Source organism: Nodosilinea sp. LEGE 06152, from assembly GCF_015207525.1.
GTDB lineage: Bacteria > Cyanobacteriota > Cyanobacteriia > Phormidesmidales > Phormidesmidaceae > Nodosilinea.
This window is the reverse complement of the sequence record NZ_JADEWR010000004.1, coordinates 1-21,409: the sequence shown is the minus strand read 5'-3', so window position 1 is coordinate 21,409 and position 21,409 is coordinate 1. Positions and strand designations below refer to the sequence as shown.

The following is a 21,409-nucleotide window of genomic DNA, read 5'->3' as shown; positions in this document are numbered from 1 at the left end:
TTTTTGGCCCCGGTAGCTCCCGCTTCGTCCCTTAGCAAGGCACACTGGGGGTGTTGATCTGCCATTGGTTATGAAAGCTGTCGCCCTCACCCACTACCTGCCCATCAGCGATCCAGACTCACTCTTCGACGCTCGCTTGCCCAAGCCCAGCCCCACGGGCCGCGATCTGCTGGTGCGGGTCGAGGCTGTGTCGGTCAACCCGGTTGACACTAAGGTGCGTGCTCCCAAGGACAAAGTCGAAGATGACCCCAAAGTGCTGGGCTACGACGCGGCAGGGGTGGTCGACAGCGTCGGCGATGGGGTGACGCGCTTCAAGCCCGGCGATGCGGTCTACTACGCCGGAGACATCACCCGCCCCGGCTCCAACGCCGAGTTTCAGCTGGTGGATGAGCGCATTGTCGGGACCATGCCCCAGACCCTCTCGTTTGCTGAGGCCGCCGCGCTGCCCCTCACTACCATCACCGCCTGGGAAGCCCTGTTTACCCGTCTGGGCATTGGCCGCAACGGGGAAAACCGGGGCCAGTCGATTCTGATCATTGGCGGAGCCGGGGGCGTGGGGTCGATCGCGATTCAGCTAGCCAAACTGGCCGGGTTGGTGGTAGTTGCCACCGCGTCGCGGCCTCAATCCCAGGCCTGGGTACGAGAACTAGGGGCCGACCACGTGGTGGACTACAGCGAGGCGATGATCGAAGAAATGACCCAGCTGGGTCACCGTGAGGTTGACTTTATCGCCAACTTCAACAACACCGACGACTACTGGTCGTTGATGTCAGAACTGATTCGTCCCCAGGGCAAAATCGTCGGCATTGTCGAAAACACCGACCCGCTAGACCTGAATTTGCTGAAGAGCAAAAGCGCCACCTTCGCCTGGGAGTTTATGTTTACCCGCTCGATGTACCAAACCGCCGATATGGGCGACCAGGGCCACCTGCTCGACGAGGTGGCGGTGCTGATCGATGCTAAGACAGTTCGCACCTCCCTGGGGCAAACCCTCTCGCCGATCAACGCCGCCAACCTGCGCCAGGCCCATGCCCAGATCGAGTCGGGGCGGACAATTGGCAAACTGGTGCTGACGGGCTGGAGATAGGGCGAGCCCAGTGGCACCGAACATCCACGTTCGCCAGAAAACATTGCAAGCTGGCTAGCGCTAGGGGTGCTGAAGTAGGGGAACCTCTGGTCTCTGCTTCACTTAATATAATTGTCAGTAGCCGCTGGGTCTGACGATCTCGATGAGTGCTGATCAGGCGATCGCAGAACTGGGCTACGGATACAGCGATCGCTACCCAATTCTGGGGCCGCGTGGTGAAAAGTCCTCTAGGTTCGAGCCCTGCCATCGACTGGGGTGAAGCTCCAGACGTCTCGGTTTTCTTCGGTCGCGAGGCGGAGATTGCCACTCTGGCGCAGTGGGTCGATGACGACGGCTGTCGCCTGGTGGCGGTGTTGGGCATGGGCGGCATTGGCAAAACCACGCTGACGGCCAAGCTAGTCGAGACCCTGGTAGACCTGCCCCAGCCTCCCTTTGAGAGAATAATTTGGCGATCGCTGCGCCATGCCCCAGCCCTAGATGAACTGCTCGAAGACCTGGTGGGGTTTGTCTCTGACCAGCAGGATACCGGGGGCACGCTCAAACAGCTGCTCTACTGGCTGCGGCAGAGCCGGTGTCTGCTGATGCTCGACAACATGGAAACCCTGCTGCACGAGGGCGAGCGGGCTGGCTACTTTCGCGATGGGTACGAAGACTACGACGACCTGCTGCAAATTGTGGCAGAAACGCGCCACCAGAGCTGTGTGGTGGTGACCAGTCGAGAGCAGCCCGCCGTGGTGGGCATGCTGGCCGGCAACGGGCTGCCGGTGCGATCGCATCTGTTAACAGGATCTCTAGAAGCGGCCCTTGCCCTGTGCGAGGCCAAAGGGCTAATCGGCTCGGCCGACGAGAAGCGGCAGCTGGCCCACCGCTACGGCAACAGCCCCCTAGCCCTAAAAATTGTCGCCACCTCCATTCAAAGCTTGTTTGACGGTGACGTGGCCGGGTTTTTAGCCGAAGACACCGTCATCTTTAACGGTCTACAGCGCCTGCTCGATCAGCAGTTTCGGCGGCTGTCTGAGCTAGAGCGAACGGTCATGTGCTGGCTGGCCATCAACCGCGACTGGACATCAATTGCAGAGCTGGTCGCCGACATTCAGCCCTCGGTCACTCGTCCGCAGGTGCTAGAAGCTCTGGAGTCGCTGCGCTGGAGAAGCCTGATTGAGACGCAGGCGGGGCGCTACAGCCAGCAGCCCGTGGTGATGGAGTACGTCAGCGACCAGCTGATTGAGCGGATTTCCTACGAGCTGGCTAGCGCCGATCTCGTTGTATTTCTGCGCCACGCCCTGATCAAAACCACCGTCGATGACTACCTGCGCGACAGCCAGCGGCGGCTGCTCTTGCAGCCGATCGCCCGCCAGTTTAGCCACACCTTTAGCTCTGAAGCGGCCCTAGAGCAGCAAATTCTGCGGCTGCTGGGGGAGGTGCGCCGCTGCGAAGCTCAGATGCCGGGCTACGGCGGCGGCAATTTGCTCAACCTCTGCGCCCAGCTCGGCCTTGATCTGGCGGGCTACGATTTTTCTCACCTCAGCCTGCGCCATGCCTACCTGCCCAAAGCCCTGCTGCGCCGAGTTAACTTTACCCAGGCCCACTTCATTCACGCGGTCTTTAGTCAAACCTTCAGCAGCATTTTATCGATCGCCTACAGCCCAGACCGCACCCTGCTGGCGGCGGGCGACAGCAATGGCAACCTGCGGGTGTGGCGACTGGCCGACTATCAGCTGCTCTTGACCGTGCCGGGGCACACCGACTGGGCTAAGGCGGTGGCCTTTAGCCCCGATGGCCGCACCCTGGCCAGCGGCGGCGACGACGCCATGATTCACCTGTGGGATATTGCCACAGGCCAGGCGCTGCAAACCCTCGCGGGCCACACCAATTACGTGCAGGCGATCGCCTTTCATCCCCAGGGGCAGCTGGCCAGCGGCAGCCACGACGGCACCCTCAAACTGTGGGATACCCACACTGGCAGCGCTGTGGCAACCCTTGTGGGCCATGATGGCCCGGTGCGCGCCGTGGCCTTTAGCCCAGACGGTACCTATTTGGCCAGCGGCAGCTCTGACTGCACAGTGAAACTTTGGGACGCCGCCACGGGCCGTTGTGTGGCTACGCTGGAGGGCCACCGCGATCGCATTTGGACGCTGGCCTGGCATGGGGATAGTAAAACTCTGGCCAGCGGCAGCTCCGACAAAACAATTCGGCTGTGGGATGTGGCCACGCAAACCGGCTATCTGACCCTGTATGGCCACAGTCACCCCGTTCTCGCCGTGGCCTTTAGTGCTGACGGCCAGCTGTTGGCTAGCAGCAGCGCTGATCAGACCATCAAACTGTGGGAACTCCCATCGGGCAACGCGCTGCGCACCCTGCGCGATCACCACGACTGGGTGTGGGCCTTGGCCTTTAACCAGCCGCAGCTAGCCAGCGGGGGCGATGACCAAACCCTGAAATTTTGGGATGTGCAGACCGGCCACTGCCTGAAAACCCTGCGGGGATTTACCAACCAGATCTTTGCGGTTGCCTTTCATCCCCATCAGCCCTGGCTGGTGAGCGGTAGTCTGGACGGTATCGTGCGCCTCTGGGACTGGCAGACCGGGGCAATTCTGGCCACGCTGCCGGGTCACAGTCTTTGGGTGCGCGCCGCTCAGTTTAGCCCCGATGGCTGCACCCTGGCCAGCGGCAGTACCGACAAAACCATTCGCCTGTGGGAAGGGCAGGCAGTCGCTCAGCCCCAGCGCGAAAGAACCAGCCAAATTCTGCGGGGGCACACCGACTCGGTGCGATCTCTGACCTGGGACCCTACCAGTCAGTGGCTGGCCAGCGGCAGTGCCGACGGCACCATTCGGCTGTGGCAGGTGGCCACTGGCCAGTGCCTGCGGGTGCTAAGCGGCCACACCAACAAGGTGCGATCGGTGGCCTGGAACCCGGTGCAGCCCCTGCTGGCCAGCGGCGGCGATGACGAAACCCTGCGGCTGTGGCACACCGAGACCGGCGAGCAGATCCGGCTGTTGCAGGGCCACGACAAGTGGCTGCTCACCGTCGCCTGGCACCCCAACGGCCAGTGGGTAGCCAGCGGCGGTGCCGACCAGACCATTCGTCTGTGGGATAGCGCCAGCGGCGAACTGTTGCAGGTTTTTAGGGGCCACCGCAGCCAGGTGCAATCGGTGATCTTTAGCCCGGTAGAGCCCATTTTGGCCAGCGCCAGCGGCGACTCCACCATCCGGCTCTGGGATCTCGAGACCGGAGCGCTACTGCGCACCCTGGGTGGCCACACCAACCAGGTGCAGGCCGTGGCCTTTAGCGCCGATGGGCAAACCCTGGCCAGCAGCAGCAACGACGGCATGATCAAACTCTGGCGCTGCGCCACGGGCGAAGAGGTGCGATCGCTCCAGCCCGAGCGCCCCTACGAAGGCATGGTGGTTACCGGAGTTCAGGGGCTCACCGCCGGTCAGCTAGCGGTGCTGAAGGAATTGGGGGCCGTCGATCCCGCCTCGCCTGTGGGGCTACCGCCTGCGCCGCCCGCTGCTTCGGGGCCACCCCCCACCGACTCGCTATGGGAAACGGCTAGCTTTCCCAGCCACCTCACTGGCTACGACCCCACCCTGGGCTGGAGGGGGCCTGCCGCTGAGCCCTCAATCGTCGGCGCGACCTTGACCCCAAGGCCGTCCGAGGCGAGGGAGGTCGCCCCGGCTTCGGGAGAGGTGCCCCGGCTCCAAATACAGCTCTTTAATGGCTTCAGCCTGCGCTACGGCGGCGAGACCCTGGCTGTCACCAGTGAGCGATCGCAGGCGCTGCTGGCCTATCTGGTGCTCCATCCCCAGAGCCCCCACCGCCGCCAGCAGATGGCCTACGGTCTCTACCCAGATCTCGGCGAGGCGCAGTCTCGCACGGCCCTGCGCAAAGATCTCTACAACCTGCGGCAGGCGCTGCCTGAGCCAGACTCGTTTTTGCACATTGAGGCTCAGCTGGTGCAGTGGAAACCAGAGTCGAGCTTTAGCCTGGATGTGGCCGCCTTTGAAGTTGCCCTGGGCCGCGCTGAGGCCGCCCCAGCCGAAGACAGGGCCAGTCAGCAGCACGACCTGGAAGCGGCGATCGCCTACTACAGCGGTGCCCTGCTGCCCCAGCTCGACTACGAGTGGCTGGCGCAGACCCGCGATCGCCTTCACCAGCGCTACCTGGAGGCGCTAGATCGGCTTGTTGCCGTGCTTCAGCACCAGCAGCAGTATCCCCAGGCCATTCGCTACGGCCAGCTGCTGCTGCAAACCGACCCCCTGCGCGAATCGACCTACCAAGCGCTGATGCAGCTCCACAGTCAGAACGGCGATCGCGCCACGGCCATTCAGATCTATCACCAGTGCATGCAGATTTTGCAGGATGAGCTGGGCCTCGACCCCAGCGCTGACACTCAGCGGATTTATCAAACCCTGCTGCAATAGGTCAACTTCACCGCTATAGCTATCGCTCAGTCAATTAGGACATCGGGAAGTTTTCAAACCGTTCCAATGTGGGGACGTTTAGATTTTGCAACATTCCGGCAGAACTGTCTGGACTGAACTGGTGACGGCGAAATGCCCTTTTATCCACTGCATTTACCCCTAGCCAGCTCAACAGAACGCTGCCGGAACGCCCTGGAACGCTTTAGTAACGCCTCGACCTTTAGGGTGAAAACAATCTGATAGATGACTCGGTTCGACATCTACACCTGAACTGATTTACTCACCCCCTAGGAGTCAAACCCATGAAACGTTTTGCACTGTCTATATTGGCTGCTTCTGTTGCTGCGATCGCGATTGTTCCCGCAGCCTATGCAGTTGACTTTGACCAGCTGCGCCGGGAAAACCTCGACAAAGATGCCGTTGACTTTGACAGCGTCCGTCGCGAGAATCTGGAAAAATCTAACACCGCTAAATTAGATCGGCTGCGTCAAGAAAACCTTGAGAAAAGTGCCGTTGACCTTGACAGCGTCCGTCGCGAGAACCTGGAGAAATCCAACGTGATTGATTTCGATCAGCTGCGTCAAGAAAATCTCGAGAAAGGTGCTGTTAACTTTGACCGCCTGCGTCAAGAAAACCTGGAGAAATCTAACGCGGTTGACTTCGATCGGCTGCGTCAAGAAAACCTCGACAAAGATGCCGTCGATTTTAATGAACTGCAGCGAGAACATCTAGGATTCAGCCTAACTCGCTAAGTTGTGGTTTTGTAGATGACTCATGGCCTAAGCAGTGTCTCTCGCCTTTTCTGGGGACACTGCTCCACTCAACCTTAAACGCCCAGGTTCAGAACAAGTATTGCAAAGAACTCAATATCAAATCACATTCTGAACAGCACAGTAAAGCCCCCAACTATGCAGGAGAAATATTCGATGCAGAACACAAATTCTGAATTCAAAATCATGGGTCTAAACCATGTCGCCCTAGTCTGCAAAGACATGGAACGCACGGTTGAGTTTTACACCAACGTGCTCGGCATGAAGCTTATCAAAGCCTTCGATCTGCCGGCCGGTCTTGGGCAGCACTTCTTCTTCGACATGGGTGAGGGCGAGTGCATCGCCTTCTTTTGGTTCCCCGAAGCAGCCGAGCGCCAACCCGGCCTCTCAAATCCTCGCGGAAGTTTGGATATGGCAGTTGATTTTAACGATCCAGCTTCCTTAGTCTCATCCCATGGATCAATGAATCATTTCGCCTTTAACGTGCCAGCGGAAAACATTGAGGCCTATCGGCAAAAACTGATCGAGAAGGGTGTTCAGGTCAGTCCGGTAATTCACCACGATAACTCGCCGATGCAGGCCTCAGATCAGGTCAATGACCAGACCTTTGTGAGTTCGATCTATTTTCAAGACCCAGACGGTATCGTGCTCGAATTTGCCGGATGGCATCGAGAGTTTAGTACGTTATATGGCGACACCACCGATTGCCAACCGGCAACCCCAAAGGATGTTGAAAAATATCGGGCAGCAGGTAGAGCCTTCGCCATGTCTATGGCCGCTGCCAACGCGTGAGTAATTAGCTCGATCGCCCTAACCTCTAAATTTTTGGGTTTAGCAAAGTTGTCCTTAGGTGGCGACTGCGTAACCCACCTAGCACTTAGTGCCTTCCGATATGAAGACGGCCAAACCTGAGGGGATGTGTTTCCCCTTGGGATGGTTTCACCGTTGTCTTTGAGCGGGGAACGGCGATTCCCGTTCCGGGAGGCTTCGCCAACGCAAAGCAACATCTTACGCCCTGCACACCCAAGTTATTTACACCAAAAGGAAGTTTGATCATGGCGCTTATTACGGGTAGCAACGACAGCGACTTTGGCACCTCTGGCCTGGGCAACTTGCTGGGCACCGAAGAGATCGACACAATTTTTGGCTTAGACGGTGATGACCTGATCGCCAGCCTCGACGGCAACGACACACTGCTGGCTGGCGCAGGCAATGACTCGGTCTTCGGCGGCGATGGCGACGACCTGGCCTTTCTCGGCGATGGCAACGACCTCTTTGGCTGGAACCCCGGCGAAGACAACGACACCATTGAAGGCGGCAACGGCTACGACACCATGCTCTTTAACGGTGCCAATATCGCTGAACAGGTTGATATGTCTGCGGTGGGCGAGCGGCTGCGCTTTTTCCGCGATATAGCCAACGTGCTGATGGATACGAACGACCTGGAGCAGGTCGACTTTAACGCTCTGGGCGGAGCCGATACCATCACCATCAACGACCTGACGGGCACCGACGTCAAGCAGATCAACCTCAATCTGGCCGCCGCTGGCTCGACGGCTGGTGACGGGGCCACCGATACCATTATCCTCAATGGCTCAGGCAATGGTGATGCTATCAAGGTCAGCGGAGGCGCGGGCAAAACCACTGTCAAAGGCCTAGCCGCTCAGGTTGACATTGTGGGCGGCGACGGCGATCGCGATCGCCTCGTCATCAACCCATTGGCGGGCTTCGATGAGGTTACCATTGACGACCTAACCGGGGCTGGGTTGCAAACTGTCGAAGTCAACCTAGTGGCCCCGGGCTCAACTACCGGGGATGGCTCACCCGACCTCACCACCCTCAATGCCTCTCACCGCAACGACGTGCTCAATATCAGCGGCATTGGCAATAGCGCCACGGTGTCGGGGCTGGGGGCCGAGGTCAAGATTTTGGGGGCCGATCTGGGGCAAGACCTGCTAGTGGTCAATGGCCTAGGCGGCAACGACACGATTGACGCCACCAATCTCCTGGCCGACCCCAGCAGTTCTCCAGCGGGGGCCATGCAGCTTTTGCTGGATGGCGGCAAAGGCGACGACCTGCTGCTGGGCGGTGCCGCAGACGACACGCTGCTGGGCGGCGACGGCAACGACTTTGTCGATGGCAAGCGCGGCAACGACATCGCGTTCTTAGGGGCGGGCAAAGACGCGTTTCTCTGGAACCCCGGCGAAGGAAATGACCGCATCGACGGTGGTGCCGGCTATGACACGATGCTCTTCAACGGCTCCGGTGCCAGCGAAATCATTGACATGCTAGCCAACGGCGAGCGATTCACCTTCCTGCGCAACGTTGGTGCCGTGGTGATGGATACCAACAACCTGGAGCAGGTAGACTTCCGAGCCTTTGGGGGCGCTGACACCGTCAATATCAATGATCTGACCGGCACCGACATCAAGCAAATCAACCTAAATTTAGGAATTTCGGGCACTGCTGGAGGCGATGGTGAAATCGACACCATCAACATCACCGGTTCAGATCGTCACGATGCCATTCGCATCGCTACCTCAGGTCACGATGTAGTGGTCTCTGGGCTAACCGCCAACGTTTCGATCTTTCGGGCCGATGCCAGCGATCGCCTGCTGGTGTCCGGCGGCAACGGCAACGACCAAATCAAAGCCGATCACCTGGAGCTAAACCGCATTCAGCTCACCATCGAGGGGGGCGCAGGCCATGACAACATCGTCGGCAGCGTCAACAGCGACACCCTGCTCGGCGGGTTGGGGAACGACACCCTGCTAGGCGGCAAGGGTGCAGACACCCTAACGGGGAACGAGGGCAGCGACTCCTTCCGCTTTGACCACTTAGATCAGGCGGGCGACATCATCACTGATTTTGTCGCCGCTGACGACCAGATCCTAATTCGGGCGGCGGGCTTTGGCGGTGGGTTAAATGCCGGTGCGGCAATTTCAGCCAGTCAGTTTGTGCTGGGTGCTGCGGCTGCTGATGGCAGCGATCGGTTCATCTACAACAACACCTCCGGCGAACTGTTCTTTGACCGCGACGGCACCGGCAGCCATGCCCAGGTGCTGCTGGCCACGCTGGGCGGTGCGCCGACGATTAGCAACGCCGACATTGTTGTGGTCTAGGCCGCCTCGTCCAGAGGCTCATGCAGGGGGCTCTGCTCCCTCACGAGCCTCCTTACAGCAGATTAATTCTGAATACAGACATACAGACAAAAGGACACGCTATGGTCCCCCCAATTTATGCAGAAACCCATACCCAACAAGTCGTGTCAGGTGTGGAATCCAATCGTATTAGCCCTGGGCTCGTTCAGCAGGATCTATATTTCGGGCGCAATATTGCCGGTGGCGGTGAAGTTTCAGAAGCCGATTTTCAGGCGTTTATCGATGCCGAAATCACACCGCGATTTCCCGACGGGCTGACGGTTTACGACGCCGATGGGCAGTTCCTAGACAGCACCGGTAGCCTAATTCAAGAACCCAGCCAGGTAGTCACCCTCATCTTTGAGAACACTCTGGAAAACCAGGCAGAAGTTGACCAACTTATCGAAGCTTACAAACAGCAGTTTCAGCAAGAATCAGTTTTAGAAATTGTCAACGCCGATTACCTCAAGGTTGGCTTTGACGAGGCCGACGACCTGATTGAGAATGACCCAGTTCCAGAGCTGATTCAGGAAGATCTGTACTTTGGGCGCAACATCGCGGGGGGCGGCCAGGTCTCAGAGGCTGATTTTCAAGCGTTTATCGACGCCGAAATTACACCGCGATTTCCCAATGGTCTGACGGTCTATGATGCCGATGGGCAGTTCTTAGATAGCACCGGAAACTTGGTTCAAGAGCCCAGCCAGGTGGTCTCGCTCATTTTTGAAGACACGGTAGCAAATGAGCAAAGTATCGATCAGATTATTGCTGCCTACAAGCAACAGTTCCAGCAAGAATCGGTTTTAGAAATCGTCAACGAAGCGGTTAAAGTAGGCTTTAGCCAATCGGAAGATCTAATCGATAATGACCCGATTCCAGAACTGATCCAAACCGATCTTTACTTTGGTCGCAACATTGCCGGAGGTGGCGAAGTTTCAGAGGCAGAGTTTCAGCAGTTCTTAAATCAGGAGATTACCTCGCGATTTCCCGATGGGCTCACGGTTTACGACGCTGATGGGCAGTTCCTCAGCAGCACAAATGACCTGGTTCAAGAGCCCAGCAAAATCGTCTCGCTCATTTTTGAAGACACCGTAGAAAATGAAGCAGCGATCGCTCAAATTATCCAGGCCTATAAGCAACAGTTCCAGCAGGAATCGGTTTTACAGGTTGTTGATGAAGACATTCAGGTTGCCTTCGACACCGACACGATCTTTTTAGGCGATTTGGACAACAGATTTGAGGGCTTTAAAGACTCCGGCGACATCATTGATGGCCAGGGTGGCAGCGATCGCATCCGAGGCCTAAGCGGAGATGACCTGCTGCGAGGAGGAGCAGGTGACGATGGGCTCAGTGGCAATTCTGGCGATGACATTTTGCTTGGTGAAGACGGCAATGACACCCTTATTGGCGGCAAAGGAGTCGACATTCTAACCGGTGGCGAGGGTTACGATGCGTTCCGCTTTAACAACTTGCATCAAGGAGGTGACAAAATCACTGATTTTGCTGCCGAAGGCGATCGCATCCTAATTCGAGCGGCGGGCTTTGGTGGCGGATTGGTAGCTGGCGCGCCCATTTCGCCAGAGCAATTTAGCTTAGGCACAGCCGCCGCTGATGGCAAAGATCGCTTCATCTACAACAATCTGTCAGGGGAATTATTCTTTGACTGCGATGGTAATGGCTGCCAAGCCCAGGTGCTAGTGGCCGTACTAAGCGGTGCCCCTGCTCTAAGTAACGCGGACATTGTTGTGGTCTAGGCCACGCTCAAACCAAAGCTTTCCGCCTAACTCAATTGAACACTATTGCTGTTTTTTGCAGTTGCCTTACAACGGGAATAAACCTATGAAGATTCACGTTTTTTTAGATGATAGCGATCGAGCTTTAGCAACTACGCCTGCCCCTAAACTGCCTAGTCTGTCTATATACCGGCAGAAGAAGCGATTGTATTTGACCACTCAAACCACGCGCTACTTAGCGACAATTCAGCAGCGTTTGCCGTGCTCAAAGCTTTTTTCGGCGATGCGGGGTAGAGATTGATGTGCCACCCCTGCCCCAGGCAAAACAGCGTTAAACCATCACCTAACCCCTAACAACCCCAACCAGGAGGTAAATTTACATGATTCACCACATTTCCATCGATGCTCAAGAGCCCCTGCGAGTTGCCAGCGTCTTAGCCGAAATCTGGCAAGGGAAGGTCTACACATTTCTGGTCCCCGGTAGCTTTTTGGTCATGCCTTTTGACGACTACGGCACCCACATCGTGGTGTTTAAGCAAGGCGATGCTTGGATGCCGGGAGTCGATACTGAGTCGGCCAAAGTTCGTCAAACTTCACCCGTTCAGTTTATGCCTTCCCATGCCGCCATTTCGGTGCCCACTAGCCCCGATCAAATTGAGCAGATTGGGCAGCGCGAGGGATGGCGGGTAATTGTCCGTATCCGGGGTGATGTTGTGCCCTTTAGCGTAGTTGAATTTTGGGCCGAAAATCGCATCCTATTTGAGTTTATGCCGCCAGAGTTTGTGCCTCAGTATGAAGAAGCCATGCGACCCGAGTCAATTCAAAAAATGATGGGACAGCCAATTCAGTTAGCGTCAGTTTAGGTCACATCATAGTTTGCCAAAACAATGGCATCACACGTTGACGGTCAGCAGAAAGAAATGTACACCATGACTATCCAACCTTTTGAAACTATTCTTCAGTTCTGGTTTCCCAATCAACTCAACCAGGGGCAGGCGGCCATCGTTCGCCAGTGGCAATGGTGGTTTCGAGGTGGCATAAGCGCCAGTGAAAACGAGCGTTTTTTGCCGCTGCTTGAGCAGGCCGCCCGAGGTGAACTTGATAGCTGGGCGAAGGAACCGCGATCGCGCCTAGCGCTCATCATTCTTCTTGATCAGTTTTCCCGGACGAGCTATCAAGGCACAGCCCAAGCCTTCGCCCAGGATGCAAAAGCCTGTCTACTGGCATTAGAAGGCGTTAATATCGGCCATTACGCCGCCCTAAAAACACCTTAGGAAAAAACGTTTTTCTTGCTGCCGCTGGGCCATTCTGAAGAGCTGAAAAAATTGGATTTGGCTGTTCAATTGGCCGATGAACTGGTGCAAGAGGCCCTACCTGAACATCGCGAATTGCTGGCATTTTCTGCCTCCCAAGCGCGCGCCCACCGAGAGGTGATTGCCCGGTTTGGCCGACAGCCCCACCGCAACGCTTTGCTAGGCCGCCACTCAACCCCTGAAGAACTCGATTACCTGGCGACAGGCCAGTTGGTCCACACCCGTTCAATGCCATCTCACCTGTCTGTACTACTCAGTGATCAGTGACAGGGACAATTCATTTCACCAGTCAAACTTGTCATTTATAGAGAGCGAATTCAATGGATTTCTCCCACGGTTTCTTATTGTTTTACACGGTGCTCATCTGTTACAACCTCGGTACCATCTGGTTCGCGCAGCTTGTGGTCTATCCTCTTTTTGCCAAGGTTGGCCCAGCAGAATATGTCACATACCACAAGTTTTATTCCAGTCAAATACCGCTGCCGGTCATTATTCCAGGGTTCTCCTGCTTCCTTGTGCCCATAGCGATTATCTTTCTGCGCCCCGGGTCGGTGCCCCTGGGGTTGGCTCTGGCCAATGCGGCCTGCGGTCTGCTAGGGCTTTGGGTTACGGTAGCGCTAGAGATTCCGCGCCACTTTCGGCTGGAGCGGGGCGGTAAGCAGCCTGAAGTCATTCAGGAATTAATTGCCTACAACTGGCCGCGAACCCTTGGCATTACTGGTTCCGCTGTTTTTACTCTGGCTATGCTGGCCCTGGCCTTTGCGCCAGCCTGAGCGCTATCTTGCGGTTGAGCGCGTTGGCGGGGTGTCAAAGAACTTCCAAGATCTTAGGCAACTTGACACCCGCACCGTTATTTCACCGAGACGCGGCCATCGGCTTCGATGGTGATGCTGCGATCGCTCGGTTCACTGGGCGCATCGTAAACTTCCACCCGCAGCGTATTGGGGCCGGGGCGGTTCAGTCTTGCCCGCACAGGCAGCCGTTCCTGCGACCAAAAAAACACCGATGGGTTGGGCTGAGCCGTCCAGCCCACCTGAGTTTCAATGGTGTTGCCGGTATAGAGCACGCGAGGGCCAAGCAGAGGCGGTTGCTCCAGGCTGAGGGGGCGACTGCCCACGTTGACGACTTGGATAGTGATGCGATCGCCCGGCGTAAATTGAATTTGCCCCGACTTACAGTTCACGGTGCAAGGAGCCGCTAGAGCAGTGGGCACGCTCAGCATCCAGGCCGCCAGGCCAACCAAACATCCTCCAACTAAAACACCAGACGGCAAACGCTTCTTCACAGCAACGATCCTCACAGGAAAACGGATCTTTTGTTGTAATCGCTACCGGGGCACCCTGATGCCCTGTCTACACATCTCGTTAGGAATTGGTCGTCCCTAAGGGGAAGTGTGCCCTAGGGCGAATCATCAACTCTCGCTACAATCCTTATCCCATAGGTGGTGCCACGCCCGACCCCAAAAACAGGTTAGAGGCCGTAACCGCTAGATTCTGAGGTCATCAGCAGTTAACTGCTGACAGCCCCTAGCTGCAGCCCCAGAATCATTTGCCCTTTTGAGGTGTCCTGCAGATCTTTCCGGCAGGACGCAGGGTTATTGGCATTGCCTCAAATTCCCTTGCGGGCAAGTTCTCGTCGTAGAAGATACCGTCGCCTGGAAGCATGTGGGCGGCGGTTCCTTCCTGTGTTGCAGCCTGAATACAGCAACTCGGTATGGCCTGCTGTTCTAAAACTTGGCTGCCATCATACCTGGTGAGAGTTGGGCAGAGCTTGAAGGAGATACTCGGTGGATAGAAACTAAGCTTCTATTTTTTTGATCTCAGACTAATCGTCCATACCTCTAGCGCGGCACCTTCAACAATAACAGCCATAGCCGTTCCCCAAGCGAAGTCGATAGGGACGGCTATTTTTAGACAAACCCTGGTTGCCTATCCCTGATTGGTTAGGGACAAACGACCACTTGTCCTGCGGAATATCTGTTTTGATCCGAGGGTTTTGAACCTCGCACTTGGTACCAGGCGATATCTTGCCCTGCTTGCATGGTTTAGTTTTCGTGCTGAGTGTTGCCTTGCCTAGGCACCGAAATCAGCGTTGCATCTGTGATTTGCCGTCTTTGGTAGGACGGTCTGCCCCTACAAATAGGCAGAAAACTGCTCGGATAGCTCTTTAACGGAGCCTTACTGCGGCAGCTGTTCTCTACCCATTGATAGAGTTCATCATTTGCAGGAGTAAATTAAGCTACCCACAGTTTTGGTATTACTCCACGATGATTCAGCGCAGAGGCATCTTTGGAATCGTGACTTTTTGGGAGTTTGCCAAGTCTATCCGAATTCGAGTTTTTATTTACTCTCATTTCGTGGTCACGGATTGGCTCTTCCAGATCTAGCCTTGTTGAACTTCAACTTTTGAACATCTACTAACTGCTGAAGAATCTGTAAGCAGTTTGTTCAGGTCGTCGTTGAGTTCAATCCGTCGAGGCTTCAATGCCCCCTGTCCCAAGCTGCTTGTGGCTTAGGACACATCATTTATGCTGGAACAGTTTCATGGAGATGTCTATTTTAGGACATCTCCGCTGATATGCCTCTGCCTGCTAGTCCCCTAACTCAGCAAAATTACCATTAGAGCCATGAGCAATATTCAGGCGCAGTTTTCTGCAACTTCAACCGGTTTTCGAGTTGAAGGTTATGAGAAGATCGAACTTGATTTTCAGTTTGTTGAAGGGTTGTTCGACATTCACCACCCCGAACTGGCAAGTTATTACACAACCCTCAAGCGATGTCTTGCGATCGTGGATGATACCGTTAACCGATTGTATGGCCCCCAACTGCAGCAATACTTTCAGTACTATGGAATTGATTTAACGGTCTTTCCGGTCTCTATTAAAGAGCCTGATAAAACGGTCGCAACCTGGCAGGCCATCATTGATGCCTTTTGTCGCTTTAATCTTTTACGCAAGGAACCTGTTTTAGTAATTGGCGGTGGTTTGGTGACCGATGTGGCAGGGTTTGCCTGTGCCGCCTATCGGCGGAGCACCAACTATATTCGAATTCCAACTACATTGATCGGCCTGATTGATGCCGGAATTGCCATCAAAGTGGCGGTTAATCACGGTAAGTTAAAAAACCGCTTGGGTGCCTACCACGCTCCAAAAGCTACCTTCCTCAATTTTTCGTTTCTGCGAACGCTGCCCGTCGATCAAATTCGCAATGGCATGGCAGAACTAGTTAAAATCGCCGTCGTCTCCAATCGACAGGTGTTTGACCTGCTCGATCGCTACGGCGAAGATCTGCTGTACAACCACTTCGGCTACCGCAATGATGATACTTTCTTGCAGAAGATTGGGCATCAGGTGAACTACGAATCGATTAAAACCATGCTGGAGCTAGAAACCCCTAACCTGCATGAGTTGATGCTCGATCGCGTGATTGCCTACGGTCATACCTGGAGTCCAACCTTAGAACTCACGCCAGAGCCACCGCTACTTCACGGTCATGCCGTCAACATTGATATGGCATTTTCCGCCACCCTTGCCGCTCGTCGTGGTTACATTACCTCCGCAGAGCGCGATCGCATTCTAGGCTTAATGAGTCGTCTGGGATTAGCTCTGGATCATCCTAGTTTAGACGTTGAACTGCTTTGGAAAGCCAACCAATCTATTACCCTCACCCGTGATGGTTTACTGCGGGCAGCGGTTCCTCATCCCATTGGTAAATGCCACTTTGTCAATGATCTAACCCGTGACGAACTGGAGGCAACGTTGAAAGAACACAAGAATTTGTGTGCCGACTATGCCAGAGCAGGGGATGGAATTGATGCCTATGTAAAACCAGAAGAAAGCTTTGCTAAATCCGTTCCTTCACTGGTGGGAGGTCAAGTATGACATTCGGCGTTGCAAACCCCATGCCCATATCTCCACCTCGCCCCATTACGCCTGTAACCATTGCGGCCCACCATCTGGAACAAGCGATCGCCCTGTTGCCACAGGTGACCGATGATCCTGGCGATTTAAGCATCCATCTGCAAAAAGCGCTGCTGCTAATTGCCGGGTTGGATGGCTACCTGGAGCGATCGACTACGCCCGAATCTCCTGCTTTGACGCAGATTGCCCAAAAAACGCAGCACGAACCCTGGCAGGCGAAATTTGAGGGTGGGGAAACGGAGCAACATCTAGAGCAGGAAATGTTAACCGGGCACCTGGAAGGGCAGGCGCTGAAGATGTTTGTGCGGATGGTCGGGGCAAAGCGGATTCTAGATGTTGGGATGTTCACTGGCTACTCTGCCTTGGCAATGGCAGAAGGCTTACCCGACGATGGGTCTATGATTGCCTGTGAAATCGACCCCTATGCCGCCCAATTTGCTCAGAGCTTATTTGAGCGATCGCCCCACGGGCACAAAATCGAGGTTAAATTAGGGCCTGCCTCCGACACCCTAGATCAACTGATTGCCGACCGGGCAAGCTTTGATTTTGCCTTTATTGATGCGGATAAGGCGGGTTACGTGGAGTACTACGAAAAACTGATTGGCAGCAATTTACTGGCTCCCAACGGCTATATCTGTGCCGACAACACTCTGTTTTTGGGAGAAGTTTACCTGTCAGAGTCGGAGCGATCGGACACTGCCAAGGCGATCGCTCACTTTAACCAGGTCGTTGCTGACGATCCACGAACCGAGCAGGTGCTACTGCCGGTGCGAGATGGCCTGACGCTCATTCGTCGAGTTTGAGGGCTGGGCTAGAGATTATGACCGAAACCTACAAACCCATGTCAACCGAAACGCTGCTGCCTAAGCCAACAGAGACAACATCTCCGATCAAGACCGTTACAGTGGGCCGCAATCTTCAAACTGTCGTTTGGGCAATTCTACAAAATCTTGGCGTATTGGCTCTATTGACAATTGCCCTGCCCTTTAACCTGATGCTCGTGCTTGGATCACTTCTCTGGAGTGGGTTGCGTCGTTCGTCACCATCGGTCATTGCAGCCGAGCAACCTAAAAGCATCTTAATTGCGGGCGGCAGAATGACCAAGGCACTTCAGCTTGCTCGTTCATTTCATGCGGCTGGACACCGGGCAATTTTGATTGATACAGAAAAGTTTTGGCATAGCGGCAACCAGTACTCCAACGCGGTTGCAGCGTTCTATACCGTGCCCGATCCGGCGAAAGATTTGCAGGGTTACATCAATACTCTCCAGGCGATCGCTCGGAGAGAGAAGATTGACTTGTTCATTCCCGTTGCGATTTTTTCTGTGCTTTACTACGACGGTATGACAGAGCATCCGCTGGCCGACTACTGTGAGGTCTGCCATTTTGATGCCGAAACAATTCGGATGCTGGATGATAAGTTTGCCTTTGCAGAACAGGCGCGATCGCTTTCCTTGACCGTGCCCAAGTCCTATCAAATCACATCCCCAGAACAGGTCTTAAATTTTGATTTCTCAAACGAGAAACGCAAATACATTCTGAAAAGCATCCCCTACGATTCTAAGCATCGTCTCGATCTAACCAAACTCCCCTGCGAAACCCCAGGGGAAACGGCGGCTTTTGTGAACAGTTTGCCGATTAGCGAGGCCAAACCCTGGATTTTGCAGGAGTTTATTCCGGGGCAGGAGTATTGTACCCACAGCACTGTTCGCGACGGTCGCTCAACGCTCTACTGCTGCTGTGAGTCCTCTGCCTTTCAGGTGAACTACGAGCAGGTCGATAAACCTGAAATTGCCGCCTGGGTTGAACGGTTTCTGTCGGCTGTTCCGGGTTATGGACAGGCCTCCTTTGACCTGATTCAAGCTGAAGACGGAACGGTTCACGCGATCGAGTGTAACCCCCGCACTCACTCGGCGCTCACCATGTTTTACAACCATCCCGGTGTCGCCGATGCCTACCTGAGTTCCAATGCTCCCCTAGAACCTTTGCAACCGCTCACGAGTAGCAGACCTACCTACTGGCTTTATCACGAACTGTGGCGGTTGAATGAGGTGCGATCGCTTCAACAACTGCAATGCTGGTTTAACAACATCTGGCAGGGTAAGGAAGCCGTTTTTATGGTGAACGATCCCCTACCGTTCTTGATGGTGCATCACTGGCAAATTCCTCTTCTACTGCTCGACAGTTTGAGAAAGCTGAGAAGCTGGATTCGCATTGATTTTAATATTGGGGAACTAATTGAGTAGGAGTTTGCTGGCTTTAACTCAGTTCGGCAGGCTTTTCTTTAGGTAAAGCAGGAATTGCAGCCTTCGTTAAACAAAGGCTGCAAATGAACTGAACCATCCTAGTTTGACATTCTGCGTTCGCCGACAATTTGCCAATTGCTGCTTTCGCCTACAGCGTCACAATCGGCAATGCTGCACAATTGTCGCAATTCGGAATTCAAGCGGGGCAAGAAATGCTCGCGGTCGTTGCAAAGTAACCACAAACCGTTAGGTGAGATATTGCTCACCCCTGTCTGGGAAGTAATTTTTCCATATATATTGATTTGGCCAATCGCCCCAGCCCCGAATCAGAGGTGCTAAACGAGAACCTGATTATCGACTTCGACGATGAAGGCCGCCTGGTGGGCACTATGGCGGAGCATTACAGTCGGGCCGTAACCACCCCCGCCATAGAAGTGAGCCTACCAGGGGAATTGTTGCCGACACTGACGTTGGTAGTGAATTGGATCGGCGCTATGGTCAACAATTGAAATTTACTGGGCGATCGCACCCAAACCCCCGCCCACAACCCGTTATCCTAGATAACGTGCTGCACCTGGTGAGGATTCGATGGATACTAAGGCTTTTAAGCGATCGCTCAACCACTCCGACAAGTACTTTCGCCAGGGGTTTGGCCACGGAGACGCGGTGGCCGGGCAAATGCAGACTGAGTACAACAGCGGGCTAATTCAGGAAATTCGCGATCGCAGCTACACCCTCACTCGCGGCACCGTCACTATTAAGCTGGCCCAGTCCTTTGGCTTTTGCTGGGGAGTCGAGCGGGCCGTAGCGATGGCCTACGAAACTCGCCAGCACTTTCCCACCGAGCGCATCTGGATTACCAACGAAATTATTCACAACCCCAGCGTCAACCAGCGCCTCAAAGACATGGCGGTGGAATTTATTGAAGTGGTAGACGGCGAGAAGGATTTCTCCGTAGTGGGCCAGGGCGATGTGGTGATTCTGCCCGCCTTTGGGGCTAGCGTACAGGAAATGCAACTGCTCAACGACAAGGGCTGCACTATTGTCGATACCACCTGCCCCTGGGTCTCTAAGGTGTGGAACACGGTCGAAAAGCATAAGAAACGCGACCACACCTCCATCATCCACGGCAAGTACAACCACGAAGAAACCGTCGCCACCAGCTCCTTTGCGGGCAAATATCTGGTGGTGCTCAATCTAGACCAGGCCAACTACGTGGCCGACTACATTCTTAACGGCGGTGACAAGGCCGAATTTATGGCCAAGTTTGGCCGTGCCTGCTCCGCCGGGTTCGACCCCGACACCGACCTCGATCGCATCGGCGTCGCCAACCAGACCACCATGCTCAAGGGCGAGACTGAGCAAATTGGCAAACTCTTCGAGCACACCATCTTGAAGAAGTTTGGCCCCCAGGCCCTCAACGACCACTTCCTCAGCTTCAACACTATCTGTGACGCCACCCAAGAGCGCCAAGACGCCATGTTTGAGCTGGTGGATGAAAAGCTCGATCTGATGGTGGTAATTGGCGGCTACAACTCGTCTAACACTACCCACCTGCAAGAAATTGCGATCGATCGCAGCATTCCCTCGTACCACATCGACAGCGCGAGCCGCATTGGCCCCGGCAACCGTATCGAGCACAAGCCCCTTCACGGCGACCTGACGGTAACCGAGAACTGGCTGCCCGACGGCCCCATTACCGTCGGCGTTACCTCCGGCGCGTCTACCCCCGATCGCTCTGTCGAAGACACCATCGAGCATATCTTTGCGATCAAAGCCGCTACGGCGGTGGTTTAAGCCAGGTTAGGGGCTGCCTATGGGCTACGGCGCGATGGGCAAAGCCCAAGCCTTTGGGTTCAACGCGACCCCATTACTATTAATAGAAGGACTCAAGCCATTGTTTAAGGCCAGAGCAATGACCACCACCACTACACTCAAAGACGAAATTTTAGAAGCGATAGACGACCTGCCTGCGGAAACACTGACAGAGATTTTGGTTTACATCAAATCTCGCAAGCCATTAGCCGAAACAGTTAAAGATTCCGCTATCTGGCAAGCCTATCAGCGGTCTAAGCAAAAGCGTGCCGAGGTTTATCGTCGTCTTGCCGACTCCTAATTTTCTCTGCCGAGACGATGTTTTACTGCTTCATGCCGACCAAATCGAGAGTTTTGGCGGCACTCCTGGCGTGCGCGATGAGGGGCTACTAGATTCTGCTCTGGCTCAACCAAAGGCTTCCTTTGGCGGTGAGCTGCTGCATCCTACCTTAGCGGAGCAGGCGGCGGCATACCTGTACCATCTGTCGCGCAACCATCCCTTTATTGATGGCAACAAGCGAACAGCCTTTGCGGTGATGGATACATTTTTAGAGGTAAATGGTTACGGTTTAACCCTTAGCGATGACGACGCTTACGACCTGGTGATGCGAGTCGCCCAGGGGCAGGTGGATAAGGCTACCTTGGCTGAAATCCTGGTGGGTGCTTTAGAACCGCGATCCTAAGCGGTATCGGCGGCGCGGCTGGGCTTTGACGCTTCGGTAAGCTTCGTTACGCCCTGGCTGGGGCTAATTTTGAGGATGGTAGAATAGCGGGGGCGATCGCCAAATTGTCCCAAAATCCTTGAGATTAGCCCCCAGGAGCATCTATGTCACCGAAAATGCTGCGAAATTTTTCGTTTGGCGCGATCGCCCTCGTTTCAGCCAGCACGCTAGCGGTTGCCCCAGCCCAGGCCCAGGAAACTCGCCCCCTGACCGAAAACCCCACCCTCATTCGGGGCTGTCG

The 21,409-nt window shown here is 55.1% G+C and carries 16 protein-coding genes and 1 pseudogene; 16 read left to right on the top strand and 1 reads right to left on the bottom strand.

Features of this window, described 5'->3' with window-relative positions:
- Positions 1–70: 70 nt before the first annotated feature.
- The 9 genes and pseudogenes from IQ265_RS07325 to IQ265_RS07285 all read left to right on the top strand — a co-directional run bounded on the left by IQ265_RS07325 (position 71) and on the right by IQ265_RS07285 (position 13,240).
- Entirely contained in the window at positions 71–1,087 is a 1,017-nt protein-coding gene (locus IQ265_RS07325) for a zinc-binding alcohol dehydrogenase family protein (protein ID WP_194052031.1), read from the top strand.
- A 215-nt stretch (positions 1,088–1,302) separates the two neighbouring features.
- Complete coding sequence (locus IQ265_RS07320; RefSeq protein WP_194052029.1) at positions 1,303–5,514, top strand: BTAD domain-containing putative transcriptional regulator; 4,212 nt, start codon at positions 1,303–1,305, stop codon at positions 5,512–5,514.
- 302 nt (positions 5,515–5,816) lie between these two features.
- A complete protein-coding gene (locus IQ265_RS07315) occupies positions 5,817–6,266 on the top strand; it encodes a hypothetical protein (RefSeq protein WP_194052027.1) in 450 nt (149 codons plus the stop codon).
- A 156-nt stretch (positions 6,267–6,422) separates the two neighbouring features.
- On the top strand, positions 6,423–7,076 hold the full coding sequence (locus IQ265_RS07310; protein ID WP_228037687.1) for a VOC family protein: 654 nt from the start codon (positions 6,423–6,425) through the stop codon (positions 7,074–7,076).
- 263 nt (positions 7,077–7,339) lie between these two features.
- Positions 7,340–9,406 (top strand): calcium-binding protein, encoded by a 2,067-nt coding sequence (locus tag IQ265_RS07305; RefSeq protein WP_194052025.1) that lies wholly within the window; start codon positions 7,340–7,342, stop codon positions 9,404–9,406.
- Positions 9,407–9,558: 152 nt separating this feature from the next.
- Positions 9,559–11,175: a DUF3574 domain-containing protein gene (locus IQ265_RS07300; protein ID WP_194052023.1), complete on the top strand. Its 1,617-nt coding sequence runs from the start codon at positions 9,559–9,561 to the stop codon at positions 11,173–11,175.
- A gap of 359 nt (positions 11,176–11,534) precedes the next feature.
- On the top strand, positions 11,535–12,017 hold the full coding sequence (locus IQ265_RS07295; RefSeq protein WP_194052021.1) for a hypothetical protein: 483 nt from the start codon (positions 11,535–11,537) through the stop codon (positions 12,015–12,017).
- A 24-nt stretch (positions 12,018–12,041) separates the two neighbouring features.
- Positions 12,042–12,734, top strand: a pseudogene (locus IQ265_RS07290) (DUF924 family protein).
- A 53-nt stretch (positions 12,735–12,787) separates the two neighbouring features.
- The gene (locus IQ265_RS07285) at positions 12,788–13,240 is read left to right on the top strand and encodes a hypothetical protein (protein ID WP_194052019.1); all 453 of its coding nucleotides are present in this window, start codon (positions 12,788–12,790) and stop codon (positions 13,238–13,240) included.
- Between the two features lie 77 nt (positions 13,241–13,317).
- On the opposite strand, the gene IQ265_RS07280 is transcribed toward IQ265_RS07285, so the two are convergent.
- On the bottom strand, positions 13,318–13,752 hold the full coding sequence (locus IQ265_RS07280) for a hypothetical protein (protein ID WP_194052017.1): 435 nt from the start codon (positions 13,750–13,752) through the stop codon (positions 13,318–13,320).
- Positions 13,753–15,093: 1,341 nt separating this feature from the next.
- On the opposite strand from IQ265_RS07280, the gene IQ265_RS07275 reads away from it, so the two are divergent.
- The 7 genes from IQ265_RS07275 to IQ265_RS07245 all read left to right on the top strand — a co-directional run bounded on the left by IQ265_RS07275 (position 15,094) and on the right by IQ265_RS07245 (position 21,129).
- Complete coding sequence (locus IQ265_RS07275; protein ID WP_194052015.1) at positions 15,094–16,347, top strand: sedoheptulose 7-phosphate cyclase; 1,254 nt, start codon at positions 15,094–15,096, stop codon at positions 16,345–16,347.
- Positions 16,348–16,367: 20 nt separating this feature from the next.
- The gene (locus IQ265_RS07270; protein ID WP_194052013.1) at positions 16,368–17,189 is read left to right on the top strand and encodes a class I SAM-dependent methyltransferase; all 822 of its coding nucleotides are present in this window, start codon (positions 16,368–16,370) and stop codon (positions 17,187–17,189) included.
- Between the two features lie 38 nt (positions 17,190–17,227).
- On the top strand, positions 17,228–18,631 hold the full coding sequence (locus IQ265_RS07265; protein ID WP_194052609.1) for an ATP-grasp enzyme: 1,404 nt from the start codon (positions 17,228–17,230) through the stop codon (positions 18,629–18,631).
- 302 nt (positions 18,632–18,933) lie between these two features.
- Complete coding sequence (locus IQ265_RS07260) at positions 18,934–19,140, top strand: DUF2283 domain-containing protein (protein ID WP_228037685.1); 207 nt, start codon at positions 18,934–18,936, stop codon at positions 19,138–19,140.
- A gap of 79 nt (positions 19,141–19,219) precedes the next feature.
- On the top strand, positions 19,220–20,428 hold the full coding sequence (locus IQ265_RS07255) for a 4-hydroxy-3-methylbut-2-enyl diphosphate reductase (protein ID WP_194052011.1): 1,209 nt from the start codon (positions 19,220–19,222) through the stop codon (positions 20,426–20,428).
- Between the two features lie 19 nt (positions 20,429–20,447).
- Positions 20,448–20,747, top strand: coding sequence for a hypothetical protein (locus tag IQ265_RS07250; protein ID WP_228037684.1), 300 nt, complete (start codon positions 20,448–20,450; stop codon positions 20,745–20,747).
- Positions 20,734–21,129: a type II toxin-antitoxin system death-on-curing family toxin gene (locus IQ265_RS07245; protein ID WP_194052009.1), complete on the top strand. Its 396-nt coding sequence runs from the start codon at positions 20,734–20,736 to the stop codon at positions 21,127–21,129. The genes IQ265_RS07250 and IQ265_RS07245 overlap by 14 nt, the downstream gene beginning before the upstream one ends.
- Positions 21,130–21,409: the final 280 nt, after the last annotated feature.